The sequence below is a fragment of the Halomonas elongata DSM 2581 genome (assembly GCF_000196875.2).
In the GTDB taxonomy this organism is placed as follows: domain Bacteria; phylum Pseudomonadota; class Gammaproteobacteria; order Pseudomonadales; family Halomonadaceae; genus Halomonas; species Halomonas elongata.
Genome location: NC_014532.2, coordinates 3,507,591 through 3,530,940, shown reverse-complemented (window position 1 = coordinate 3,530,940; position 23,350 = coordinate 3,507,591). Strand labels below are relative to the sequence as shown.

The following is a 23,350-nucleotide window of genomic DNA, read 5'->3' as shown; positions in this document are numbered from 1 at the left end:
GACTTTCACGATGCGACCTCGGGCAGTGGCAGGGCACCGTCCTCGAGACGCCGCTTGAGAATGGTGCGAAATTGATCGGGGTCGTGGGGCGTCAGGTCGTGGGCCGGCGGATCCACGTAGACCACCAGCAGGCGCGAGAGCCAGTAGCGCAGGGCCGTCATGCGCAGCATCATCGGCCAGGCGTCGCGCTCGGAGGTGTTCAGCGGACGCTGGGCCTGATAGGCGGCGAGGATGGTGGCGTAGCGTTCGGGGTCGAGGCGACCGTCGGGCTCGGTGGCCCAATCATTGATGACGATGGCCAGGTCGAACAGCAGGTCGCCCGTGCAGCCGTTGTAGAAGTCGATCATGCCACCCAGGCGGTCGCCGTCGAACAGGGTGTTGTCGCGGAAAAGGTCGCCGTGCAGTGCACCCTGCGGCAAGTCCGGGGCCTTGTCGAAGAAGCCCTGATAGATTTCCACCTCGTCCATCATCAGCGCCTGGTCCTCCGGCGACAGGTAGGCGAGGACCTGATGGTGCATGGGCAGCAGCCAATGGAGGTCGCGCGGGTTGGGGCGATGGCCGGGAAAGTGCTGCGAGACCTTGTGCATATGGCCCAGGGCATCGCCCAGGGCGCGACACTGGGCCAGGTTGGGATGATGCGGATGCTCTCCCGGCAGGCGCGGGAACAACAGGGCCGGCTTGTCGGCCAGGCTGTGCAGGGCGATGCCGTCATGATCGTGCAGAGGGCCGGGCACCGGCAGGCGGTGTTCGTCGAGATAGTCCAGCAGTTCGACGAAGAACGGCAGCTCTTCGTGCTCGCCCTGCTCGAACAGGGTCAGCACCAGTTCCTGGCGGTCGGTGGTGACGAAGAAGGTACTGTTCTCCGTGCCGGCAGGCACTCCCTTGACGGCAACCAGCGAGCCGGCATCGAAGCGGCTCAGGAAGGTTGACACCTGAGCGTCGGTAAGCGGTGTGAATACGGCCATGTGTGTCTCGCGCGGGCTATGCCAAATCGCCTATTGTAGCGGCTTGGCGCGTCGATGCACGAATGCCGGTTGGCGTCCGGCGGTCAGGAATCCCCCCGCACCCACTCGGGAACGCGAATAGTGTCGCCTGCCTGGCGTTCGAAGTTGCCGTCGCCATCCTGGTCGACCAGATGGTAGGCCGGGCCGGAGGCGGGGCGGATCTCGATGGCATAGAGCCGGCCGTTGAGCCGATACTCGCGAATGGTGCGATTCTCTTCCTGGCGGGTGGTGATCTCGGGGTCGGGCGATCCGCCGGATTGCGCCAGCGCCGGCGACCCGGCAAGGAGCAGGCCGCCACCGAGCAGCAGCACGGCGAACGGACGAAACAGGGACAGCATGGCAACCTCCGGGAGCCTGGGTCATCTCCCCTAGTGTATGCCTTCCGCCGATCGAGGCCTAGGCACTGCCCTAAAAGTGTCTGCGCTCGGTTATACGACGTTGAAAATCCACTCAAAATGCTCATTTACTCCCTGTAAACTCCGCGTTGTGACTCGTGACATCCCTGTCACTCGCTCTTCGAGCAGCGGAGCTGCCCAAATCGCCAATCCTGGCGATTTGTCGTGAACTTTCGCCTTGTGACCCACATGGATGTGGGAAATGCGATGGCCCGTCGGGAACGGGCCTAGCCCTAATCTTCGCTCGCCGACTTTTCAGGTAGCGCCTGGCTCACGGCAAACATCGGCGGCTATGCGTATCATGGGGAATCAGAATTGCGCTTTCTCCCTGAACATCACTTTACTCAGACATCAATGGATGCCGATTCATGGCCGACACCCCCATCGTACTCGTCGACGGTTCCTCCTATCTGTACCGAGCCTTCCACGCCCTGCCGCCGCTGACCACCTCCGAGGGCCAGCCCACCGGCGCGGTCAAGGGCGTGCTCAACATGCTCAAGCGATTGCTCAAGGATTACCCCGACAGCCCCATGGCGGTGGTCTTCGATGCGCCCGGCAAGACCTTCCGCGATGACCTCTACGCCGAATACAAGGCGCAGCGGCCACCGATGCCGGACGACCTGCGCGTTCAGGTCGAGCCGCTGCACGACTGCGTGCGCGCCCTTGGCCTGCCGTTGCTGTGCGTCGAGGGTGTGGAGGCCGACGACGTCATCGGCACCCTGGCCCGCCAGGCCGCTGAAGCCGGGCGCGACGCCGTGATCTCGACCGGCGACAAGGACATGGCGCAGCTGGTCAACGGCCATATCACCCTGGTCAACACCATGAAGGACGAAACCCTCGACACGGCCGGTGTCGAGGCGAAATTCGGACTGCCGCCCAGCCTGATCATCGACTTTCTCGCCCTGATGGGCGACAAGGTCGACAACATTCCTGGTGTGCCCGGCGTCGGCGAGAAGACCGCCCTGGGGCTGCTGCAGGGCATGGAAGGCGGCCTGGAAACCGTCTACGCCGATCTGGAGAAGGTCAAGACGCTGAGCTTCCGCGGTGCCAAGACCTTGCCGAAGAAGCTCGAGGAGAATCGCGAGCAGGCCTTTCTCTCCTATGAGCTCGCCACCATCAAGACCGACTGCGAGCTGCCGGTCGGGCTCGACGACCTGAATATCGCCCGGCCCGATCGCGAAGCGTTGCTCGCCCTCTACCGCCGCCTGGAGTTCAAGAACTGGCTGTCGGAGCTGCTGGAAGGCGGAGACGAGGGTGTCGACGACGTGGCGGGCGGCACCGCCACGCCCGAAGCGAGCGACACGGCGGATGCCGGTAACGGCAGCGGGGCGCGTCACGACGTGGTGATCACCGAGCAGGCGGTACTGGACGAGTGGCTGGCGCGCCTCGCCGACTGCGAGGCGTTCTGCTTCGATCTGGAGACCACCAGCCTCTCCTACATGGAGGCCGATATCGTCGGCGTGGGGCTCGCCCTGGAACCGGGGGAAGCGGCCTACATTCCGCTGGCCCACGATTACCTGGATGCCCCCGAACAGCTCGACCGCCAGGCCGTGCTCGAAGCACTGGCACCGCTGTGGGCCGATGCCGGCAAGGCCAAGATCGGCCAGAACCTGAAATACGACATCTCGGTGCTGGCGCGTCATGGCCATGAGGTGGCCGGTCCGCTGCACGACACCATGCTCGAATCCTATGTGCTGGATTCCACGGCCACCCGCCACGACATGGACTCCCTGGCCTTGAAGTACCTGGGCGAGAAGACGGTTAGCTTCGAGGACATCGCCGGCAAGGGCGCCAAGCAGCTCACCTTCAACCAGATCGCTCTGGAGCAGGCCGCGCCCTACGCCTGCGAGGACGTCGACATCACCCTGCGCCTGCACCGCGAACTGCGACCGCGGGTCGAGGGGCAGGGCCGGCTGGCCGAAGTGCTCGACAATCTCGAGCGCCCGCTGGTGCGGGTCCTGTCGCGGATGGAGCGCAATGGCGTGGCGCTGGATCCGGAACGCCTCCACGAGCAGAGCCGGGAACTGGGCGAGCGCATCCGCGAACTCGAGCAGCGCGCCCATGAGCTGGCCGGACGCGAATTCAACCTCGGCTCGCCCAAGCAGCTGGGCGAGATCCTGTTCGAAGAGCAGAAGATTCCGGTCATCAAGAAGACACCCAAGGGGGCGCCCTCGACCGCCGAGGCCGTGCTCGAGGAGCTGGCGCTGGATTATCCGCTGCCCAAGGTGATCATGGAGCATCGCGGTTTCTCCAAGCTGCGCTCCACTTACACCGACAAGCTGCCCAAGCTGGTCGACCCGACGACCGGGCGCCTGCATACCAGCTATCACCAGGCGGTCACCGCCACCGGGCGTCTGTCGTCATCCGATCCCAACCTGCAGAACATCCCCATCCGCACCGAACAGGGGCGGCGCATTCGTCAGGCCTTCGTGGCCCGGCCGGGCTACCGGCTCGTCGCCGCCGACTATTCGCAGATCGAGCTGCGCATCATGGCGCACCTGTCGGGCGACAAGGGCTTGCTCGACGCCTTCGCCCAGGGCCGCGACATCCACGCCGCCACTGCCGCCGAGGTCTTCGGCGTGGCGCTGGACAAGGTCTCCGGCGAACAGCGGCGCAGCGCCAAGGCGATCAACTTCGGGCTGATCTATGGCATGAGCGCCTGGGGGCTGGGGCGTCAGCTCCACATCGAGCGCAACCAGGCCCAGATCTATATCGACCGTTACTTCGACCGCTATCCCGGCGTGGCCCGCTACATGGAGCGCATCCGTGCCCAGGCGGCAGAGGACGGCTACGTCGAGACCGTCTTCGGCCGACGGCTGCATTTGCCGGAGATCCACTCCCAGAACCGCAACCGTCGCCAGGGCGCCGAGCGCACCGCCATCAACGCCCCGATGCAGGGCACGGCGGCGGATATCATCAAACGCGCCATGATCGACGTCGACGGCTGGCTGGCCGACGGCGACATCGACGCCATGATGGTCATGCAGGTCCACGACGAACTGGTCTTCGAAGTCGCGGAAAGCGAGGTCGACGCTTTCATGGATCAGGTCAAGACCCGCATGGAGAACGCCGCCGAACTCGATGTGGCACTGACCGTCGAGGCGGAAAGCGGTGCCAACTGGGACGAGGCGCACTGAGTCATTTGCGCCGCTTGGCAACGACAAGGCCCGTGGCTTTCGCCACGGGCCTGTTCAGTGGAGCATGAAGAAGGATGTCAGCCTTTCTTACCGCCAGCCGACGCGGTCGAAGATCTTGATCGCTTCGGGGTTGTTTTCGCCCAGTTGGCTGACGTTGAGCGAGTCCTTCTTGAAGTCGCCCCAGGAGGCCAGGACATCGTCGATTTCCACGCCGTCGACCACGGGGAATTCATGGTTGCCGGAGGCGAACAGTGCCTGGGCTTCGTCGGAGGCGAGGAATTCCAGGAAGCGCACGGCGTTTTCCGGGTGCGGCGCGCCCTCGACCATGCCGGCGCCGCCGACGTTGACGTGAGCGCCGCGACCGTCCTGGTTGGGGAACAGGATCTCGACCTTCTCGGCGGCCTCGCGCTGCGCGTCGTCGTCGGATTTCAGCATGCGCACGTAGTAGTAGTGGTTGCCCACGGCCAGGTCGCACTCGCCGCTGGCCACGCCGCGAATCTGGTCGCGGTCACCGCCTTCGGGGTCGCGGGCCATGTTGTCGACCACACCCTGGGCCCAGGCTTCGGCCTGTTCCGCGCCGTCGTGGGCGATGAGCGAGGCCAGCAGGGACTGGTTGTAGATGTTGTTGGAGGAACGGATGCAGATTTCGCCTTTGAAACGCGGATCGGCCAGGTCTTCGTAGGTGGCGATCTCGTCGGCATCGATCTTGTCGGGATTGTAGAAGATGGCGCGCACGCGCTGGCTGAAGCCGAACCACTTGCCTTCAGGGTGGCGCATGGCGTCGGGCAGACGCTCGGCCAGCGTTGCGGACTCGACGCTGGCGAAAATGCCTTCCTGCTCAGCGCGCCACAGGCGGCCTGCGTCGACGGTCATCATCACGTCGGCGGGACTGGCTGCGCCTTCGCGCTGGATGCGCTGGATGAGCTGGTCGGAGTCGCCCTCGAGAACGTTGACCTCAATGCCGGTTTCTGCGGTGAAGGCGTCGTAGAGCGCCTGGTCGGAGTCGTAGTGCCGCGCCGAGTAGATGTTGAGTTCATCGGCGGCAGCGCCTGTGGCGAAGGCCGCACCGCCCAGCAGGGCGGCAAGTGGCATGACGAGTCGCTGGAAATGGGGCATGGAAGACCTCTCAGGCGTGTTGGAAATGGTTTTTGGATGTTAATGCGTTGCATTTCCTGTCAGGCATTGAAGCGCCTGCCGGCATGGGCGTCAACTACGGGACATGAAAAACGCCGGCACGGTCGTTGAGGCAAGCTGCCGGCGGCGCCGTTGAAAATCACAACGTGTCGAAGATGCTTTCGCGTTACCATGAATCTCGAACTTCCCGGACGACGATCGCCATGCACCACGCTCCTCTCCAGAATGCCGCCGAGCCACCCGAGACGGAGGCGCCCGTCGTCCTGAGCATGCAGGACATCCACCATGCCTATGGCCGTCACACGGCCGTGGCGGGCATCGACCTGACGGTGCACCAGGGCGAGGTGGTCTGCCTGCTGGGCCCTTCGGGATGTGGCAAGACCACGCTGTTGCGCATCGTCGCCGGGCTCGAGGTCTTGCAGCGAGGGCACGTCGCGGTCAATGGCCGAGCCCTGGGGAGGCCGCATGTGCCGCCGGAGCACCGCAATGTCGGCCTGGCCTTCCAGGAGTCGGCGCTGTTCCCGCATCTCAGCGTGCTCGAGAACGTCACCTTCGGCCTGGAGTCGTTGCCCGCGCGGCGCCGCCGCGAGCGTGCCAGGGAACTGCTGGCCCTGTTGGGCATGGAGCGCCATGCCGCCAGCTATCCGCATACCCTTTCGGGTGGGCAGCAGCAGCGTGTCGCCCTGGCCCGGGCCCTGGCGCCGGAGCCCGGTCTGATGCTGCTCGACGAGCCCTTCTCGAGTCTCGATGCGCGGCTCCGCGACCGCATTCGCGACGATACCCTGCACGTTCTCAAGAAGCTGGGAGCGGGCGCCCTGCTGGTGACCCACGACCCCGAGGAGGCGATGTTCATGGCCGACCGCATTGCCCTGATGCGTGACGGCCATATCGTGCAGATGGGCACGCCCCGGGAGCTCTACTGCGAGCCGGCCGACCCCTTCGTGGTGACCTTCTTCGACACCGTCAACGAGCTGTTCGGCGAGGTGCGGGACGGGCGCGTGGCCACGCCGGTGGGCGAGGTGGCAGCGCCGAAGCTGGCGGAAGGCGAGTGGGCACGGGTGATGATCCGCCCCGAGGCATTGCGGGTCGAGGCGCTGACGACACCGCCGGCGCCGACCCACAGCCATGTGGTCATGGCCAAGCTGCTGGGGCGAACCAGCCTGCTGCACATCTGCGCCCATGGCGCCGGCGGTCGCGAGGCCCACCTGCATGCCCGGGTGCCGGGCGTGTTCCTGCCCGAGGAGGGGCAGCCGGTGTCGATTCGCCTGGATCCTTCACAGGTGTTCGTCTTTGCCGCCGGGACGAGCCCGGCGCATGGCGAGGCTTAGCAGCACCACGGGGATGACGCCCACCGCGACGATGGCCAGCGAGGCGGTGGAGGCTTCGGCGAGGCGCTCGTCGGCGGCCAGGTTGTGGGCGCGCACGGCCAGGGTGTCGAAATTGAACGGGCGCAGGATGATGGTGGCCGGCAGCTCCTTCATGACATCGACGAAGACCAGGATGGCGGCGGCCAGCAGGCTGCTGCGCATGATCGGTGTGTGGACCCGGCGCAGGGTGCCGCTGGCGGTCTGGCCCAGGGTGCGGGCTGCGGCGTCCATGTTGGGCGTGACCTTGCCGAGGCTGGCCTCCAGGGCATTGAACGATACCGCCAGGAAGCGCACCACATAGGCGTAGATCAGGATGAAGGCCGAGCCGCTGAAGATCAGCCCGGCGATGACGCCATAATGCGCGCGCAGCCAGCCATTGATCTGGTCGTCCAGCCAGGCGAAGGGAATCAGGATGCCCACCGCCACCACCGAGCCGGGCACGGCATAGCCCAGGGCGGCGATGCGGGTGGCGGTGCGCGTCGTCGGCCCCGGATGCAGCCGGGCGCCGTAGCTCAACACCAAAGCCAAGGCCACGGCGACCAGCGCGGCCAATGCCGCCAGCACCAGGCTGTTGCCGGCGAACTCGAGGAACCGGGCACCGAACAGCGAATCCCCGCCCTTGATCGACAGATAGCCCAGCAGGCCGCCGGGAATGAGAAAGCCCACCAGCACTGGCGTCAGGCAGGCCAGGCAGGCCGCCGTTGCCCGCCAGCCGGTGAGCTGGAACTCCGGCAGGCGCTGATAGCGGCCCGTGGTGTGGAAATAGCGACGCTTGCCACGCGAGGCGCGTTCCAGCAGCACCAGGAGTATCACGAAGGCCAGCAGGCAGGCCGCCAACTGGGCCGCGGCAACCTGTTCGCCCATGCCGAACCAGGTGCGATAGATACCGGTGGTGAAGGTGTCGACGCCGAAGTATTGCACCGCGCCGAATTCGTTGAGGGTCTCCATCAACGCCAGCGAGACGCCGCCGACGATGGCCGGGCGTGCCAGAGGGATCGCGATGCTGCTGAACAGCCGCCAGGGGCCGCGTCCCAGGGTTCGCCCCACATCCAGCACGCATACCGACTGCTCGAGAAAGGCCGCCCGGGTCAGCATGTAGACGTAGGGGTAGAGCACCAGGGTGATCAGGATCGCCGCCCCGCCCAGGGAGCGGATGTTGGGGAAGAAGTAGTCGTCCCGCCCCCAGTCGAAGGCCGCTCTCAGCCAGCTCTGCAGCGGGCCGGCATATTGCAGGAAGTCGGTATAGGCGTAGGCGATCACATAGGTCGGCACCGCCAGCGGCAGCAACAGGGCCCACTCGAACAGGCGACGCCCGGGGAAGCGGCACATCACCACCAGCCAGGCCGTGCCGGTACCGATGATGAAGGTGCCCAGGCCCACCGTGATCACCAGGAACAGAGTGTTGGCCAGATAGCGTCCCAGCACGGTGCTGGCGAGGTGGTGCCAGATGCCGTCGGTGGGCATGACGATATGCGCGAGCACCACCAGCACCGGAAGCGCCACGATGGCGGCGATACCCAGGGTCAGCAGGTTCCAGGCATCGAAGCGCAGGCCGGGGCGTGCGGCCCGTGCAATGCGTGAAAGGCGGTGGGTGCGGGACAAGGCGGGCGGTCTCCCAGGTGGCGAAGCGGGAGAGGCTAGCATAGCAGCCCTCGCCGCCCGCCGGCATGGCGGGCGGCGAGTTCGTCAGTGGCCGAGCAGCAATGCCGGCAGGCCGGTCACCAGGGAGGGGAAGATGGCCATCAGCACGCAGGCCAGCACGATCAGTGCGCAGAAGGGGATCACCGCCCGGTAGAGATCGACGATCTCGACGCCCTTGGGAGCGACGCCCTTGAGGTAGAAGAGCGCATAGCCGAAGGGCGGGGTGAGGAAGGATGTCTGCAACACCACGGCCACCATCACCACGAACCACAGCATGTCCACGCCCATCTGATCGACGATGGGCAGCATGATCGGGAAGCTGAGCAGCACGATGCCGGTCCAGTCCAGGAACATGCCGAGGATGAAGACCAGGAAGAGCATCAGGATCAGCGCCCCGGTGGTACCGCCGGGCATGGCCATGACCACGTCATTGATCACCTGCATGCCGCCGCCGCGCGAAAACACCCCGGTGAAGGCGGTGGCGCCTACCAGTACCAGCATCACCATGGTGGTGGTCTTGCTGGCTTCGATCAGGGTGCGATAGCAGGTGGAGGCCTTGCGATCGCCGAAGATCAGGAATAGCACGAAGGCGATGGTCACGCCGATGGCCGAGGCCTCGGTGGCGGTGGCGATGCCGGTGAACAGCGAGCCCAGCACGCCGAGGATCAGCGCCATGGGCGGCAGCACGTACTTGCCGAGCATGCCCAGCAGTTCGCCGGTGCTGGTGTCGGCGCGCTCCTCGGCGGGCACTGGCGGGCCATAGCTGGGTTTCAGGTAGCAGATCACCAGCACATAGAGGGCGTACATGGCGCCCAACATGACGCCCGGTACCAGGGCACCGGCGAACAGGGCGCCCACCGAGACCGGTGAGTAGCTGGCCATCAGGATCAGCATGATGCTCGGGGGAATCAGGATGCCCAGACAGCCGCTGGCCATGATCACCCCGGTGCTGAGTTCCTTGTTGTAGGAATACTTGAGCATCGGCACCAGGGCGATCATGCCCATCACGGCAATGGAGGCGCCGACGATGCCGGTGGTGGCGGCCAGCAGCACCGAGACGATGACCACCGTCAATGCCAGGCCGCCATGCAGGCGGGCCAGCAGCAGCCGCATGCTTTCGAACATCTTCTCGGTGACGCCAGAGTCGTTGAGAAAGCGCGCCATCAGCACGAAGAGGGGAATGGCCACCAGGACATAGTTGTCCATGGCGTTGCCGTAGATGTTGTTGATCAGGGTACCGAGCACCTTGACGCCGGGCCCCAGCACAGCGCCCAGCACGGCGACGCCGCCCAGCACGAAGGCCAGCGGATGGCCCATGAACAGGCCGACCAGCAGGCCGCCGAACATGAACAGGGTGAGCATCTCGGCGCTCATGCGGCTTCCTCCTTGCGCAGTTCCTGTATGGCACGGATCACGATGGCGATGGCCTGGAGCAGGATCAATACGGCCGTGACGACGATCACGGCCTTCACCGGATAGACGGGGAGGGCCACGATGCCGTAGGTGGTCTCGCTGCGACTGAAGGAGCGCTCGAAGAAGCTCCAGCCGTAGGTGAGCAGCATCCAGATGAAGGGCACGAAGAAGATCAGGTAGCCGAGGATCTCGAGCGCTGCCTGCTTACGCCGCGACAGCAGACGCTTGAGCACGTCGACCTCCACGTGGGCGTGATGACGCAGTCCGTAGGCGGCCATCAGCATGAAGTGGGCGCCGAACAGCATCTTGGTGACATCGAAGGCCCAGTCGCTGGGGCGGCCGATGAAGAAGCGCATGGCGATGTCGTAGACCACGATCAGGGTGATCACGGCGAGCAGCGGGGCGATCAGGCGCCCGAACCCCTCGTTGAGGGCATCGATGGCCCTGGCAATGGCATTCATGGTGAGGATCCCGGCGTAAGTCGGTGTCGACGAGGGCAGGTCAGTGGCAAGGGGAGGGCCCGGGGCCCTCCCGTTCCGGTTTTACTGCTCCATGCAGGCTTCGATGTCCTCCAGAGCCGGCAGGTTGTCGGTGACGCGGCTCATGTTGAAAGGCGCCGAGACATCACGCCAGTTGGCATAGTTCTCGAGGTAACTGATCATCGAATGATAGATCTTGGCATGCATGGGATCCTCGCAGGCGCCCTGCACGATCACCTCGTTGGTGATGTCCTGGATCTTGGCCAGGTCTTCCTCGGAGAGCTGATTGATGGTGGTGCCGTCCTCGAGGAACTTCACCGTGCCTTCGGTGGATTGCTTCTCGGACCAGGCCAGCGACCAGGCCATAGTGGCGTCGGCGGCGATCTTGAGCTTTTCCTGGGTCTCCTCGGACAGCGCATCCCAGGCATCCTGGTTGATCATCACGCCGAACACGCTGGCGGACTGGTGCCACCCCGGCGTCAGCCAGTAGTCGGCGACCTCGTTGAAGCCGGCCTTGTAGTCCACGCCGGGAGTGGAAAACTCGGCACCATCGACCACGCCGCGCTCGATGGCCTGATAGATCTCGCCGCCGGCCAGCGTCACCTGGGAGCCGCCCAGTTCCTCCAGGACTCGGCCCTGGTCGCGGCCGGACAGGCGCAGGCGCTTGCCTTCCAGGTCGGCGAGGCTCTCGATGGGCGTGCCGCCGCGGAAGCCGGATTCGTTATTGGTGATACCGTAGGGCAGATAGACCATGTTGTACTGGCCGTAGACTTCCTGATAGAGCTCGAAACCGCCCCATTGCTGGATCCAGTTCAGGTAATCGACGCCATTGAACAGGCTGGTGGTAGTGGCCAGCGGCGAGAAGGCCGGGCTGCGGCCCGCCCAGTAGCCCGGCCAGTCGCCGGCGGCCTCGATGCTGCCGGTCTCGGTGGCATCGAAGACCTCGGTGCCGGGCATCAGGGTGCCGCCGGCGCGGAAGTCGATCTGCAGTTCGTCGCCGGCCAACTGGTTGACCAGCTCGGCCCAGTGACGATCGATCTGGATCAAGTCCAGGTTGTCCGGCCAGGTGGTGGTCATGGTCCACTTTTCCTGAGCCTGGGCGGAAGTCGCCAGGGTGGCCAGGGCGATGCCGGCGGCCAGGCCGGTGAGAGTGAAGCGTGTCGTCATGAGGGACTCCCTCTGGGACTTGTTGTGGTTGTCGAGAAGAGACGCGGACAGAGAACGTGACCACCCCGCATGCCGGCAGGCAGCGGGACGGTGCCAGTCATCAAGCTAGCATGGCTTTTCCGTGATGTTCGATGTCCACCATGGTCGTGTTTAACACCGTTTTGTGGCGGTCGCACATGTCATTAAAGCGAAAGAAAGTCTTTTATATCAGTGAAATGAGCTATTTATGGCATGACTGATGTTGCGTTGCCGCACTACAATCGAGCGTTTAATTGCCGGGTTTATTAGACCAAAGTTGATTCATCCAGGAGGCCGACATGCCGCCAGTAAACACGGCCTCTGCGCCGCCCGAGCTGGAAACTTTCCATCGGGAGCTCATCTCGCGGCGCTGGCGGGGACTGCTCTGGCTGAGCGGCGATGCCGAGCGCTGTCGTGATCGAGCCCGTGAAGTGTGGGCCAGTGAAGCCTGGCGGGCAGCGCTCTGGGTCGGCCCCGCAGCGCCGGAGGGCATCGAGTCGACGGCATGGCTGCCGGCGAACAAGGCTCGGACTCGGCTCGGTGGGGAACAGGACCTGGTCGTCTTCGATGCGGTCTCGCCGGAGGCCGGGTTCGACCCCGAGGCATTCGGCGCCCTGTCCGGAACCCTGCGTGCCGGCGGGCTGATGGTGCTGATGACGCCGGCCGACTGGGGCGCGCGGCCCGACGCCGACTACGCTCGGCTGGCCGAGCATCCCTGGTCGCCGGAGAACTTGTCGTCTCGCTATCTGGCGCGTCTTTCGAGCCTGCTGTCGAATGCACCGGAGGTGGCGCCTTGGCCCGCTGGGGCTGCGCCGGTGATACCGGTGCTGGCATCGGCTCCCCGGCAAGCGGCGGCGCCGTCGGACCCGGCATGTCTCACGCCGGACCAGGCCGATGCCGTGGCGCGGCTGGTGCGCCTGCGTCGCCGTCGTCCGTTGGTGATTACTGCCGACCGGGGGCGCGGCAAGACGGCGGCCCTGGGGATTGCCTGTGCCCGTCTGCTGGCGCGAGGCATCGACGAGATACTGGTCACGGCGCCGCGCCCGTCGGCGGTGGCGGGGCTCTTCGAGCGACTGGCGGTGCTGTGTCCCGAGGGCGTGCGCCGCGGCAATCGCTTCGAGGTCGAAGGCGGATGCGTGAGCTTCCTGGCGCCGGATGAACTGCAGTCGCGGATCGAGCGCGGCGAGGCCGGCGGTGCGGGGCGCTGGCTGCTGGTGGACGAGGCCGCGGCGATTCCCGCCGGGCTGCTGGGCGGCTGGCTCGAGGCCTTCCCGCGCATCGCCTTCGCCACCACTGTGCACGGCTACGAAGGCGCGGGGCGTGGCTTCGCGCTGCGTTTTCGGGAGCGGTTGACCCGCTTCGCGCCGGATTGGCGGGAGATTCATCTGGCCACCCCGGTGCGCTGGACCGAGGGCGACCCCCTTGAGGCGTTGACTTCGCGCCTGCTGATGCTCGATGCGGAGCCGGATAGCGGCCAGCCGGGGACAGTGAGCCGGCAGCGCGAGGATCGTCGTGCCCTGGCCGTCGACGAGCCGCGCCTGCGCGCCATCTTCGGGCTGCTGGTGCAGGCCCATTACCGCACCACGCCCGGGGACCTGCGACGGCTGCTGGATGCGCCGGCGACCCGCATCGCCAGCCTGTCGGGCGATGCCGGCGTCGCGGCGGTGGCGGTCACCAGCGACGAGGGCGGCTTCGACGCCGAGCTCGCCGAACGCGTGGCGCGTGGCGAACGGCGTCCGCGCGGTCACCTGCTCGCCCAGTCGCTGGCGGCCCATGCCGGCGAGCGTGAGGCCCTGACGGCCCGACTTCGCCGCATCCTGCGCATCGCCGTGGTGCCGCAGTGTCGTCGTCAGGGCCTGGGAGCGCGCTTGCTGGCGGCCGAGCAGACCGATGCCGAGGCGGAGGGCATCGATCTGCTCGGGGCGAGCTTCGGCGCCGAGCCGGGGTTGCTGGCCTTCTGGCAGGCCCAGGGATTCCGGGTGGTGCGTCTTGGCCTGACCCGCGAGACCTCCACTGGCGAGCACGCCCTGATGATGGTGCGACCGCTCAGTGGCACGGGCGAAGCCCTGGTGGCCCGTCTGATACGTCGCTTCCATCGGCAACTGCCCAGCCTCCTGGCCTTCGAGCTGTCCGAACTCGAACCGCTGGTGGCGCTGGTGCTGCTCGGCGAGCGCCCTGCCGAGTCGCTGTCGCCGGAGGACCGCCGGGATCTCGACGATGTGGCCCATGGGCATCGCGATCCGGCCATGGCCAGGCCGGCCATGCAGGCGCTGATCGCTGCCGTCGCCCCGCATGGTCAGGGCGATGCCGAGCTGGCCATGCTGGCCGCCTGGGCCTTCCAGGGACGTGCCGACGATTGGCTCGCCCGGCGGCTGTCGCTCAGCGGTGCCCGGCAGGTCGATGCCTGGCGACGGCGTAGTGTCGCCAGGTGGCTCGAAGCGGCTAACCTTTCCAAGAATGAGGACGGTCGGTAGAGTCTCCGGGTCAATCACGATACAGAAGCGCCATGAACTCACATCTCGAGCAACTCGCGCCGCGCCCGCTGTGGCGCCATTTCCGCACCCTATGCGACACCCCGCGTCCTTCCGGCCATGAAGCGGCCCTGGTGGCGCACCTCGAAGCCTGGGCCGATGGGCTCGGCCTGGCGCACGATCGCGACGCCTTCGGCAACCTGCGAATCCGCAAGCCGGCCAGTCCCGGCCACGAGAAGGCGCCAGGCGTGATCCTGCAGGGACACCTGGACATGGTCGCCCAGGCCAACGCCGATCACCCCCACGACTTCACCCGCGATCCCATCGCGACCTATGTGGAGGACGGCTGGCTGCATGCGCGGGACACCACCCTGGGGGCCGACAACGGCATGGGCGTGGCGGCGGCGCTGGCGATCCTGGAGGACGACGACCTCGTGCACGGTCCGCTCGAGGCGCTGTTCACCCTGGAGGAAGAGTCCTCGATGGGCGGTGCCCTGAACCTGGCGGAAGACTGGCTCGAGGGCGAGATCCTGCTCAACCTCGATTCCGAGGACCGTGGCCAGGTCTACATCGGCTGCGCCGGTGGTGCCGATGTCCTGGTGGACGCGCAGTTGCCCACCACCGGGCTGGATGAGAGCGAAGTGTCGATGCGCCTCGCCTTGACCGGCCTGACCGGCGGGCACTCCGGTCTCGACATCGACAAGGGGCGCGGCAACGCCAATCGCCTGCTGGTGCGGGCGTTGCGTCGCCTCGAGGATTGCGATGCGCGTCTGGTCGACTACCACGGCGGCACCCTGCGCAATGCCCTGCCGCGCGAGGCCTTCGCCACCCTGGCGTTGCCCGCCGAGGAGCTGGAGGCCGCGCGAACGCGCCTGGCGGCCCTGGAGCAGGAACTGCGCGACGAGCTGGCCGGAGTCGACGATGGCCTGCAACTGACACTCGGCCCCAGCGATGCCGAGGATGCGACAGCCTTGACCCACGATGCCAGCCGCCTGCTGGTCAATGCCCTGCACGTAGCGCCCTGTGGCGTCGAGCGCATGAGCACCGCCGTGCCGGGCGTGGTGGAAACCTCCAACAACCTCGGTGTAGTGAGGCTGGAAGATGGGCGTTTTCACCTGTGCGCCCTGGTGCGCTCGCTGCGTGACAGCGCGCGTGCCGACATCGCCGACCGCTTCCATGCACTGTTCGAGCTGATCGGTGCGCGCACCCGGGTCGAGAATGCCTATCCCGGCTGGACGCCGGCGCCCGAGAGTCCGCTGCTGGCGCGTTTCTGCTCCCTGCACCGTGAACGGCTGGGCGTGGATCCGGCCGTCAAGGTGATCCACGCAGGCCTTGAGTGCGGCATTCTCGGCGCCAAGTACCCGGCCCTGTCGATGATCTCCTTCGGCCCGTCGATCCGAGGCGCGCACTCGCCGGATGAACGCGTGGAGATCGACTCGGTGGCAGAGTTCTGGGACATGCTGCGAGCCCTGGTCGAGGACCTGGCGAGCCCGGCGACTTGAGGGAGGCGGCATGAACGAGGCATGGCTCGCGGAGTCTGCCTGGGCGCTGCCGCTCGGGCTGGGCGTGCTGGCGCTGGTGAGCCTGGCCTGGGGACTCGGCCAACGCCGCCGTCATGTGGCTGTCAGCGCTCGCCTGGCCGAGCGTGATGCCGCTGTGGCGCGGCTCGAGCAGGAACTGACCCAGAGCGACGCCCAACTGGATGGCTGTCGGGAGCGACTGGCCAGTGTCGAGACGGCGCTCGAGCAGGCCCAGGGGCAACTGGCCGAGCAGCGCGAACGGGCGGCACGCCTGGAGACGGAGCGCGAGCAGGCCGCGTTGCGGCACCGCGAACAGCTGGCGTTGCTGGAGGAGGCCCGCGAGCGCCTCAAGGACGAGTTCCACCAGCTCGCCGGCCAGGTCTTCGACGAGCGGCAGCGCACCTACAGCGCCCAGAGTCGCGAGAGTCTCGAGGCGCTGCTCAAGCCGTTCCGCGAGCAGGTCGACCACTTCCGTCGGCGTGTCGAGGAACTGCACGGCCAGGAGCAGCGCGAGCGCGGCTCGCTCAAGGCCCAACTGGATCAGCTCGCCGGCCTCAATGCCCAGCTCGGCGAAGAGGCCGCCGGGCTGGCCCGGGCGCTCAAGGGCGACCAGAAGGCTCAGGGCAACTGGGGCGAACTGATCCTCGAGCGGGTACTGGAACGCAGTGGCCTGCGCCGCGACATCGAATACCGGCGTGAGGTGACGCTGCACGATGAACAAGGACGGCGGCGGCCCGATGCGATCATCTACCTGCCGGAAGACCGCCACCTGATCGTCGATGCCAAGGTATCGCTCAGCGCCTGGACTCGGGTGGTCAATGCCGAGGACGAGGCCGAGCGGGAAGCGGCGATGCGCGATCATCTGCAGTCGCTGCGCTCGCACGTTCAGGGCCTGGCGGCCAAGGACTACCCGCGCCTGTCGACGCTGCGCTCCCCGGACTTCGTGTTCCTCTTCGTGCCGGTGGAGCCGGCCTTTGCGGCGGCTTTCGAGCGCGACCCGACCCTCTTCCAGGATGCCTTCGACCGCCAGGTGGTGATGGTCTCGCCGACCACTCTGCTGGCCAGCTTGCGCACCGTGGCGGGCCTGTGGAGCCTGGAACGGCAGAACGAAAACGCCCGCTTGATCGGCGAGCGTGCCGAACGCCTGCTGAGCAAGTTCAGCGGCTTTGTCGAGAGCCTGGACGAGGTCGGACGGCACCTGGAACGTGCCGGCGACAGCCATCGACGCGCCATGCGGCGATTGTCGACGGGGCAGGGCAGCCTGGTAGCCCAGGCCCGCGAACTCGAACGCCTGGGCGTGCGCATGAAGAAACCGCTGCCCGACGACCTGGTGCGTGCCGCCGACGGCGAAGCGCCGGAAGCATCCCCCGAACGCAACGACGCCGCCCCGAAAGGCGGCGACGATGATCAAGACCGGTGATGGTCGAGACCGGATCCAGGGAAACCGTGTTCCCCGAACCTGTTGAATACAGGAAGTGCTGATTTATGTCGTGAGCGACGATAGGCTGGCCGCCGCCGGAACGGAATAACCGCAGTTTACTGATCGTAAATGAGGATTATGAGTACCGCCGGCGGTCAGGGTATCGAGCGCAACAATAAATCAGTGCTTCCTTAGCCGAGATAGGCGTTCAACATCCAGATCGTCTTCTCCTGCTCGCGAATATAATCGCTGACCAGAGAGGACGTACCCTCGTCGTCGGCGTCGGAAGCCAGCGACAGGATCTCGCGCTGCAGCTCGATCAGCGTCTGGTAACCCTTGACCACGCCGCGCACGCAGGCTTCGCCATCATGAACGCTCTTTTCTTCCTCGATGCTGGCCAGGCGGAAGTAGTCGCTGTAGGCGTGTACCGGCTGATGGCCGAGGGTCAGGATACGTTCGGCGACTTCGTCGACCTTGGCCAGCAGGTCGGTGTAGAACTCCTCGAACTTGGTGTGCAGTTCGAAGAAGTTCTCGCCCTTCACGTTCCAGTGATAGCCGCGCACGTTCATGTAGAAGATCTGGTAGTTGGCCAGCAGAGCATTGAGTCGTTCGGCAAGCTGGCTGGCGCTGCCGGAATGCAGGCCGATGCTGTTGGTGTCGCTCATGCGAATGCCTCCTTGATTCGTGTTGGGCCAGTATAGGCTTGAGGGTGGCGGTCGTGAAAAGAATTTCCTGCATGGCCACCATAGTGCTACTCGATGACATGCGGGCGGCGTCGTGAAGCTTCAAGTGGGGTGGCTGCTAAACTGTTGCAGAGACACCAAGGAGTAATGCGCATGGCACGAGGATACTGGGTAGCCCTGGTCATGGCCCCCATGATGGCCCTGGCCGGCTGCCAGGCGACACCGACCAGCATGCCGCGAGCGGAGCCGGCGCCCGCTGCCGCCTGCAACTGGCCGGTGAACGAAGCGTCTCCCGTGACCCTGGCGCAGGTGGTCGAAGTACTGGAAAACCGGGACTTCCTGGTACGCGATACCGACACTTCCCTGGGCCTGGTCAGCGCCGAGCGGGCCGAACGTACGATCTATCACAATGCCGTCGACCCCGACCCGCGCCTCGGCGGCTTTCTGTTCGGAGGCAGTGGAGGCCGGGTGTCATCCGGTGTGGGGCTGGGCATTGGCCTCGGTGGTGGGTGGTCCTCCGAGGAGGCGACCCGAATCGAACGTGTCTCGGTGGTGGTCGGTAACGAGTCGGTGAGGGTCGCGCGGGACGTGCAGCTCTACGACTGGCGCGGCCAGTTGCGGCAATCGCGTACTGCCAGTGACGCGGCGTTCTGCCATGAATTGCGCGATGCGCTCGCCGCCGAGGGGGCATCGTCATGAGGCGCTGGCTGTCGGGTATCGTCTTGATGCTGCTGCTGGGTGGCTGCGCGAGCATGGCGCCCCCCGAGCCTGCCGAGCCCGCCACGGGAAATGTGCCGGGGTCGGTGACCGAGGTGCTGGACGAGTCCATGGCCCTGCTGATGGAGCGCGGTTATGTGATCCGCCACGCCGACGCCGACCTGGGGCGCATCGAGGCCGTGCTCGGGCGTTGGCCCGGTTACCGGATTCGCCTCGAGGTGCGATCCGCCGAACGCGGCAGCCGGGTCGAGATGACCGCCCAGCGGGGCGGCTATCCCTTGCCGTCGGACCTGCTCGAACCCTGGTTGATGACGCTGCGCTCGCGGCTGGGCAGTGGGCTCTAGGTCGTGGCTTGCCAATCGATGGCTTCCAGCTCGGCAAGCAGGAGATCGCGCATGGTGGCCAGTTCGTCCAGGTCATAGGGCGTGGCCTGGCCATGGCCCCAGACCGGCGCCGGCCAGGCTGCGTCGTCATGGCGCCGCAGGATCACATGCAGATGCAGTTGAGCGACCACATTGCCCAGGGTGGCGATGTTGAGCTTGTCGCCCGACAGGCACTCCTTCAGCGCGCTTCCCACCAGGGTCGCCTCGCGCCAGAACTGGCGCTGGTCGGCCTCGTCGAGCTCGATGACTTCGCTGATACCGGCTCGGCGTGGCACCAGTACCAGCCAGGGGAAGCGGGTATCGTCCATCAGTCGCAACTGACAGAGCGGGAGTTCGGTGACGGGATAAGTGTCGTCGACCAGGCGGGCGTCCGGTTCGAATTCCGGCATGAAAGGCTCCTTGACGTCGTCGGTATGTACCCAGCATGCCATAGCCCCCTCGCGAGGGGGATGGTGATAGGGCGGGGGATCGCTCAAAGGGGCTGTGCCGGATGGCCGATCCTGCTAGATTAAAGACGTCGCATCCCGACCCGCAAACACGGTGAAGCGCGGCATGGCACCGCCATGCCAGAGGGGCTGGGTGCCTCGACAGTCGTTTCCCCACTAGACGTAACAAGGAGAGCCCGATGAAACGGACCCTTTCTCTGATGATGGTCACCCTGTTCACTCTGTCGCTGCTCGCGGGGTGCAATACCGTGAGGGGCGTCGGTCAGGACATCGAGCAGGGCGGCGAGGCTATCCAGCAGTCGTCTTCCTGACGTATCGCCTCCGTCGCGGCCCGGCTTGCCGGGCCGTGGTTCATTCCCCGGTAGTGTGCGCTGCCAGGGTCTGCCGCTCTTCCTCTTCTTCGGCCTGCTTGCGCAGCTTCTTGCGCAATGCCGCCTTTTCATGCCGCAACTGTTGCACCGGCGTTTTCAGTTCCAGGGGTGGAACGCGAGCCGGCTTGCCTGCCTCATCCACCGCGACCATGGTCAGATAACAGCTGTTGGTGTGACGAATCAGCTTGTTCTGGATGTCCTCGGCCACCACCTTGATGCCGACTTCCATCGATGAGCGTCCCACATGGTTGATGCTGGCCAGAAAGGTGACCAGCTCGCCGACGTGAATCGGCTGCTTGAAGCGCACCTGGTCCACCGACAGTGTCACGACGTAATGGCCCGAATACCGGCTGGCGCAGGCATAGGCGACTTCATCGAGCTTCTTGAGAATGGCGCCGCCATGGACCTTGCCGCTGAAGTTGGCCATGTCGGGAGTCATCAGCACGGTCATGGTGAGTTCGTGCTGACCGGGTAGCGCGTGTTCGGTCATTTGCGGGTGTCTCTTGTGGTGATTCCCTACAGCATAACGCCCGTCCCCCGTTGAAGGGGAACGGGCGCGCGCAGGACAGTTTCATGCAGACCCTAGAGCCAGGTCAGGCCGGCGGCGATGATGACCCCCGTCAGCAGCAACTGGATCAGGCAGAACCCCATGATGTCCTTGGCCTTGAGGCCGGCGATGCCGAGTACCGGCAGGGCCCAGAAGGGTTGCAGCAGGTTGGTCCAGGCATCACCCCAGGCGACGGCCATGGCGATGCGGGGAATGTCCACGCCCAGCGCTTCGGCGGCCGGCAGCATGACCGGCGCCTGGACGGCCCACTGGCCGCCGCCGGAGGGCACGAAGATGTTGACGATGCCGGCGCTGATGAAGGTCCAGAAGGGCAGCGAGGCTTCCGAGGCCATCGAGATCAGCGCGCTGGAGAGTGTCCCGGCCAGGCCGGATTGCACCATGATCGCCATGATCCCGGCGTAGAAGGGAAACTGGATGACGATGCCGGCACCGCCCTTGATCGCCTCGTGCAGGCTTTCTAACAGGCTGCGGGGCGTGCGGTGCAAGACGATGGCCAGGAACAGGAAGAGGAAGTTGACCACATTGAGGTTGAGGCCGCCGCCGCGCAGCACGAAGTGGTCGAGCAGGAACAGCAGTCCCGGGATACCCACCAGCCAGGCCAGGGTCACGCTGTTCTCGAGGCGCTCGGCCGGCCGGGTGATGCGCACGCGTCGCGTCTCGTCCTCTTCCAGCAGGCTCGGGTCGATGTACACGCTGTCCTTGTCGTCGGGCAGCATCATGCGATTGATCAGCGGCATGGCGATGAACAGCACCACCACGATGCCGAGATTGAACAGCGAGAAGATGGTCTCGGAGGTGCCGATGATGCCGATCTGTTCGGCGGCGAAATGACCCTCGGTGGCGATGGTCAGGGGCACCGAGCCGGCCAGCCCGCCATGCCAGACGATGAAGCCCGAGTAGGCGCTGGCGACCAGCAGTCGATAGTCGACGCGAATCTGCCGGGCCAGCTCCTTGGCGAACAGCGCGCCGACCACCAGGCCGAAGCCCCAGTTGATCCAGCTGGCGGCCAGCGACACCAGGGTCACCAGCACGATGGCGGCGCCGGCGTTGTTGGCCAGGCCGGCCAGGCGCTGCAACAGGCGCTTGACCGGAGGCGAGTTGGCCAGCATGAAGCCGGTGACCAGCACCAGCAGCATCTGCATCGAGAACGCCAGCAGATTCCAGAATCCATCGCCCCAGAAGCGCAGAACGGCCAGGGGCGTCTGACGTTCGACGGCGATGGCCGCGGCGGCGGCGATCACCGTCAGCAGCAGCACGAAAATGTAAGGATCAGGGAGGTACCGCTCGACCAGTTTGACGGCTGGGCGCGACAGTGACTTGAGCATGGTGCTGGGCCTCATCTCGGGTCAGGGAAATACGGCATGAATGCCTGCGCGTGCAAATCGCCGTGTTGCACGGCGCAGGAAGACTCGCCTAACTATTTGTTATCTCTTGCTTTCTTCGCTCCGTGTGGCTTGCGCTTCACTACGCTCGGCTATTCCATCAGCATTCTTGTCGTGGAAGAAAGTACCGAGAAATATAGTCAGATCAGTTAGTTGGGCAGCATCAAGTTGCCCGACTTGCCGAGGGCTGTCAAAACCACCAAAGTCCAAGGGCTGAAGAGGGCTTGTTCAGCGACAAGTCCCCGGCGCTGTGGGTTTTGCGCTCAAGCGTCGCGCCAGTGCCACCGACGATAGTGCCGATAATAGGCGATCAACACGGCCGAGCGTGTCGTGGTGAAGACGGTGAAGGCCAGCCACAAGCCGTGATTGCCGAGTGGTTGGGTGAGCCACCAGACGGGCAGGTAGACCGCCAGGCCGATGAAGATGCTGTTGCGCATCTCGCGGATCGCCGTGGCGCCGATGAACACACCGTCCAGCAAGTAACTCCATACCGCGATCAGCGGCATGGCCACCACCCAGGGCAGGTACTCGCCGGCGTTGGCGCGGACATCGGGCAGGCCGGTGAGCAGCGCGATCAACCAGTGACCACCCAGCGCGAAGGCCAGGGCGGCGGCGCCGGCGGTCAGCAGCGAGAAGCGGGCCGCGCCGCGCACTGCCTGGGCGAATTCCCGCCAGCGGCCACGACCCACGGCATGGCCGGTCAAGGCCTCGGCGGCGTGGGCGAAGCCGTCCAGGCCATAGGACGTGAGCATGATGAACTGCAACAAGACGGCGTTGGCGGCCAGGATGGTGTCGCCCTGGGCCGCGCCCTGGGCGGTGAAGAAGGCCATGGCGAACAGCAGCCCCAGGGTGCGCACGAAGAGATTGGCGTTGACCTGAAAGAGTTCGGCGTAGGCGTCGAGCCGCAGGAGGCGTTCGCGTCGGAAGTGGCCGCCGAGACGGCTAAGCTGACGGCTGACCAGCCAGAGCCCGACCGTCAGGGCACTGTAGTCGGCGATGACCGTGGCCCAGGCCACGCCGTCGCTGGTCATGCCGAGCCCGACCACGAAGAACAGGTCGAGCAGGATGTTCACGGCATTGGTCAGCACCAGGATGATCAGCGTCACCCGGGAATTCTGCTGACCGAGGAACCAGCCGAGAATGGCGTAGTTGGCCAGCACCGCCGGCGCCGACCACAGGCGAATTCGCGCATACTCGCTGGCCAGCGCCGTGGCTTCGGCACTGCCGTCCAGCAGCCATAGGCCGAATTCGACCAGCGGACCGCCCGCCAGGATCAGCACGAGCCCGATGCCCAGTGCCAGCAGCATCGACTGGCCCAGCAGGTTGCGTACGCCCTCGTCGTCACCGCGCCCCGCGGCCTGGGAGGTCAGGCCGGTAGTGCCCATGCGCAAGAAACCGAAGCCCCAGTAGAGAAAGCCGAACAGGGTCGCGCCGAGCGTGACCGCGGCCAGATAGCGGGAATTCGGCAAGTGGCCGACCACGGCGGTGTCGACCAGACCGAGCAGCGGTACGGTGATGTTGGAGAGAATGATCGGCCAGGCCAGCGACCAGACGCGCCGCTGGGCGGAAGCGGAAGAGGACACGACGGCTCCTGAGGTTCAGCGAGCCCGATAGGATGGGGGAGACGGCTCGTC

The 23,350-nt window shown here is 65.8% G+C and carries 20 protein-coding genes; 8 read left to right on the top strand and 12 right to left on the bottom strand.

Annotated elements, in window-relative coordinates:
• Nucleotides 1-5: 5 nt before the first annotated feature.
• Both HELO_RS16380 and HELO_RS16375 read right to left on the bottom strand, forming a co-directional pair.
• Nucleotides 6-965, bottom strand: a complete 960-nt coding sequence (locus HELO_RS16380; RefSeq protein WP_013333760.1) for a homoserine kinase — start codon at nucleotides 963-965, stop codon at nucleotides 6-8.
• Nucleotides 966-1,048: 83 nt separating this feature from the next.
• Nucleotides 1,049-1,342, bottom strand: coding sequence for a DUF2782 domain-containing protein (locus HELO_RS16375; RefSeq protein ID WP_013333759.1), 294 nt, complete (start codon nucleotides 1,340-1,342; stop codon nucleotides 1,049-1,051).
• A 425-nt stretch (nucleotides 1,343-1,767) separates the two neighbouring features.
• On the opposite strand from HELO_RS16375, the gene polA reads away from it, so the two are divergent.
• Complete coding sequence (gene polA / locus HELO_RS16370; protein ID WP_013333758.1) at nucleotides 1,768-4,536, top strand: DNA polymerase I; 2,769 nt, start codon at nucleotides 1,768-1,770, stop codon at nucleotides 4,534-4,536.
• Nucleotides 4,537-4,623: 87 nt separating this feature from the next.
• Here the strand turns inward: polA and HELO_RS16365 are convergent, their stop codons facing one another.
• Nucleotides 4,624-5,652 carry a Fe(3+) ABC transporter substrate-binding protein gene (locus tag HELO_RS16365; RefSeq protein WP_013333757.1) on the bottom strand — a complete coding sequence of 343 codons (1,029 nt, stop codon included), beginning with the start codon at nucleotides 5,650-5,652 and terminating at the stop codon, nucleotides 4,624-4,626.
• Between the two features lie 221 nt (nucleotides 5,653-5,873).
• Between HELO_RS16365 and HELO_RS16360 the strand changes: the two genes are divergently transcribed.
• A complete protein-coding gene (locus HELO_RS16360) occupies nucleotides 5,874-6,998 on the top strand; it encodes an ABC transporter ATP-binding protein (RefSeq protein ID WP_041602210.1) in 1,125 nt (374 codons plus the stop codon).
• Here the strand turns inward: HELO_RS16360 and HELO_RS16355 are convergent.
• The 4 genes from HELO_RS16355 to dctP form a co-directional block, all read right to left on the bottom strand.
• Nucleotides 6,945-8,681 carry an ABC transporter permease gene (locus tag HELO_RS16355; RefSeq protein ID WP_013333755.1) on the bottom strand — a complete coding sequence of 579 codons (1,737 nt, stop codon included), beginning with the start codon at nucleotides 8,679-8,681 and terminating at the stop codon, nucleotides 6,945-6,947. The two genes, HELO_RS16360 and HELO_RS16355, sit on opposite strands and share 54 nt — an antisense overlap.
• A gap of 42 nt (nucleotides 8,682-8,723) precedes the next feature.
• Nucleotides 8,724-10,052: a TRAP transporter large permease gene (locus HELO_RS16350; RefSeq protein WP_013333754.1), complete on the bottom strand. Its 1,329-nt coding sequence runs from the start codon at nucleotides 10,050-10,052 to the stop codon at nucleotides 8,724-8,726.
• A complete protein-coding gene (locus tag HELO_RS16345) occupies nucleotides 10,049-10,552 on the bottom strand; it encodes a TRAP transporter small permease subunit (protein ID WP_013333753.1) in 504 nt (167 codons plus the stop codon). Before HELO_RS16345 ends, HELO_RS16350 begins: the two co-directional genes overlap by 4 nt.
• 81 nt (nucleotides 10,553-10,633) lie before the next feature.
• The gene (dctP, locus tag HELO_RS16340; RefSeq protein ID WP_013333752.1) at nucleotides 10,634-11,737 is read right to left on the bottom strand and encodes a TRAP transporter substrate-binding protein DctP; all 1,104 of its coding nucleotides are present in this window, start codon (nucleotides 11,735-11,737) and stop codon (nucleotides 10,634-10,636) included.
• 317 nt (nucleotides 11,738-12,054) lie between these two features.
• On the opposite strand from dctP, the gene HELO_RS16335 reads away from it, so the two are divergent.
• Genes HELO_RS16335 through rmuC form a run of 3 tightly spaced genes read left to right on the top strand, consistent with a single transcriptional unit; the run spans nucleotide 12,055 to nucleotide 17,166 of the window.
• Complete coding sequence (locus HELO_RS16335) at nucleotides 12,055-14,229, top strand: tRNA(Met) cytidine acetyltransferase TmcA (RefSeq protein WP_013333751.1); 2,175 nt, start codon at nucleotides 12,055-12,057, stop codon at nucleotides 14,227-14,229.
• 32 nt (nucleotides 14,230-14,261) lie between these two features.
• The gene (locus tag HELO_RS16330) at nucleotides 14,262-15,728 is read left to right on the top strand and encodes an aminoacyl-histidine dipeptidase (RefSeq protein ID WP_013333750.1); all 1,467 of its coding nucleotides are present in this window, start codon (nucleotides 14,262-14,264) and stop codon (nucleotides 15,726-15,728) included.
• Nucleotides 15,729-15,738: 10 nt separating this feature from the next.
• Nucleotides 15,739-17,166, top strand: coding sequence for a DNA recombination protein RmuC (gene rmuC / locus HELO_RS16325; RefSeq protein WP_013333749.1), 1,428 nt, complete (start codon nucleotides 15,739-15,741; stop codon nucleotides 17,164-17,166).
• Between the two features lie 191 nt (nucleotides 17,167-17,357).
• Here rmuC and HELO_RS16320 read toward each other — a convergent pair whose 3' ends face one another.
• Nucleotides 17,358-17,831 (bottom strand): Dps family protein, encoded by a 474-nt coding sequence (locus tag HELO_RS16320; protein ID WP_013333748.1) that lies wholly within the window; start codon nucleotides 17,829-17,831, stop codon nucleotides 17,358-17,360.
• A 171-nt stretch (nucleotides 17,832-18,002) separates the two neighbouring features.
• Here HELO_RS16320 and HELO_RS16315 point away from each other — a divergent pair, with 171 nt between their 5' ends.
• Together HELO_RS16315 and HELO_RS16310 are read left to right on the top strand one after the other, a co-directional pair.
• Entirely contained in the window at nucleotides 18,003-18,548 is a 546-nt protein-coding gene (locus HELO_RS16315; protein WP_013333747.1) for a hypothetical protein, read from the top strand.
• Nucleotides 18,545-18,910, top strand: coding sequence for a hypothetical protein (locus HELO_RS16310; RefSeq protein WP_013333746.1), 366 nt, complete (start codon nucleotides 18,545-18,547; stop codon nucleotides 18,908-18,910). Before HELO_RS16315 ends, HELO_RS16310 begins: the two co-directional genes overlap by 4 nt.
• Here HELO_RS16310 and HELO_RS16305 read toward each other — a convergent pair.
• Nucleotides 18,907-19,338: an HIT domain-containing protein gene (locus HELO_RS16305; RefSeq protein WP_041602674.1), complete on the bottom strand. Its 432-nt coding sequence runs from the start codon at nucleotides 19,336-19,338 to the stop codon at nucleotides 18,907-18,909. The two genes, HELO_RS16310 and HELO_RS16305, sit on opposite strands and share 4 nt — an antisense overlap.
• A gap of 236 nt (nucleotides 19,339-19,574) precedes the next feature.
• Here HELO_RS16305 and HELO_RS16300 point away from each other — a divergent pair, with 236 nt between their 5' ends.
• Nucleotides 19,575-19,706, top strand: coding sequence for an entericidin A/B family lipoprotein (locus HELO_RS16300; protein WP_041602208.1), 132 nt, complete (start codon nucleotides 19,575-19,577; stop codon nucleotides 19,704-19,706).
• Between the two features lie 40 nt (nucleotides 19,707-19,746).
• Here the strand turns inward: HELO_RS16300 and HELO_RS16295 are convergent, their stop codons facing one another.
• The 3 genes from HELO_RS16295 to HELO_RS16285 all read right to left on the bottom strand — a co-directional run bounded on the left by HELO_RS16295 (nucleotide 19,747) and on the right by HELO_RS16285 (nucleotide 23,299).
• Nucleotides 19,747-20,256, bottom strand: coding sequence for an acyl-CoA thioesterase (locus HELO_RS16295; RefSeq protein ID WP_013333744.1), 510 nt, complete (start codon nucleotides 20,254-20,256; stop codon nucleotides 19,747-19,749).
• Between the two features lie 92 nt (nucleotides 20,257-20,348).
• On the bottom strand, nucleotides 20,349-21,659 hold the full coding sequence (locus HELO_RS16290; RefSeq protein WP_013333743.1) for a short-chain fatty acid transporter: 1,311 nt from the start codon (nucleotides 21,657-21,659) through the stop codon (nucleotides 20,349-20,351).
• Nucleotides 21,660-21,979: 320 nt separating this feature from the next.
• Nucleotides 21,980-23,299, bottom strand: coding sequence for an MATE family efflux transporter (locus HELO_RS16285; protein WP_013333742.1), 1,320 nt, complete (start codon nucleotides 23,297-23,299; stop codon nucleotides 21,980-21,982).
• Between the last annotated feature and the right edge of the window lie 51 nt (nucleotides 23,300-23,350).

Excerpts from the sequence above, each read along its gene's own strand:
- HELO_RS16380 (WP_013333760.1), bottom strand. The coding sequence starts at position 965 with ATGGCCGTATTCACACCGCTTACCGACGCTCAGGTGTCAACCTTCCTG.
- HELO_RS16375 (WP_013333759.1), bottom strand. The coding sequence starts at position 1,342 with ATGCTGTCCCTGTTTCGTCCGTTCGCCGTGCTGCTGCTCGGTGGCGGC.
- polA (WP_013333758.1), top strand. The coding sequence starts at position 1,768 with ATGGCCGACACCCCCATCGTACTCGTCGACGGTTCCTCCTATCTGTAC.
- HELO_RS16365 (WP_013333757.1), bottom strand. The coding sequence starts at position 5,652 with ATGCCCCATTTCCAGCGACTCGTCATGCCACTTGCCGCCCTGCTGGGC.
- HELO_RS16360 (WP_041602210.1), top strand. The coding sequence starts at position 5,874 with ATGCACCACGCTCCTCTCCAGAATGCCGCCGAGCCACCCGAGACGGAG.
- HELO_RS16355 (WP_013333755.1), bottom strand. The coding sequence starts at position 8,681 with ATGCTAGCCTCTCCCGCTTCGCCACCTGGGAGACCGCCCGCCTTGTCC.
- HELO_RS16350 (WP_013333754.1), bottom strand. The coding sequence starts at position 10,052 with ATGAGCGCCGAGATGCTCACCCTGTTCATGTTCGGCGGCCTGCTGGTC.
- HELO_RS16345 (WP_013333753.1), bottom strand. The coding sequence starts at position 10,552 with ATGAATGCCATTGCCAGGGCCATCGATGCCCTCAACGAGGGGTTCGGG.
- dctP (WP_013333752.1), bottom strand. The coding sequence starts at position 11,737 with ATGACGACACGCTTCACTCTCACCGGCCTGGCCGCCGGCATCGCCCTG.
- HELO_RS16335 (WP_013333751.1), top strand. The coding sequence starts at position 12,055 with ATGCCGCCAGTAAACACGGCCTCTGCGCCGCCCGAGCTGGAAACTTTC.
- HELO_RS16330 (WP_013333750.1), top strand. The coding sequence starts at position 14,262 with ATGAACTCACATCTCGAGCAACTCGCGCCGCGCCCGCTGTGGCGCCAT.
- rmuC (WP_013333749.1), top strand. The coding sequence starts at position 15,739 with ATGAACGAGGCATGGCTCGCGGAGTCTGCCTGGGCGCTGCCGCTCGGG.
- HELO_RS16320 (WP_013333748.1), bottom strand. The coding sequence starts at position 17,831 with ATGAGCGACACCAACAGCATCGGCCTGCATTCCGGCAGCGCCAGCCAG.
- HELO_RS16315 (WP_013333747.1), top strand. The coding sequence starts at position 18,003 with ATGGCACGAGGATACTGGGTAGCCCTGGTCATGGCCCCCATGATGGCC.
- HELO_RS16310 (WP_013333746.1), top strand. The coding sequence starts at position 18,545 with ATGAGGCGCTGGCTGTCGGGTATCGTCTTGATGCTGCTGCTGGGTGGC.
- HELO_RS16305 (WP_041602674.1), bottom strand. The coding sequence starts at position 19,338 with ATGCCGGAATTCGAACCGGACGCCCGCCTGGTCGACGACACTTATCCC.
- HELO_RS16300 (WP_041602208.1), top strand. The coding sequence starts at position 19,575 with ATGAAACGGACCCTTTCTCTGATGATGGTCACCCTGTTCACTCTGTCG.
- HELO_RS16295 (WP_013333744.1), bottom strand. The coding sequence starts at position 20,256 with ATGACCGAACACGCGCTACCCGGTCAGCACGAACTCACCATGACCGTG.
- HELO_RS16290 (WP_013333743.1), bottom strand. The coding sequence starts at position 21,659 with ATGCTCAAGTCACTGTCGCGCCCAGCCGTCAAACTGGTCGAGCGGTAC.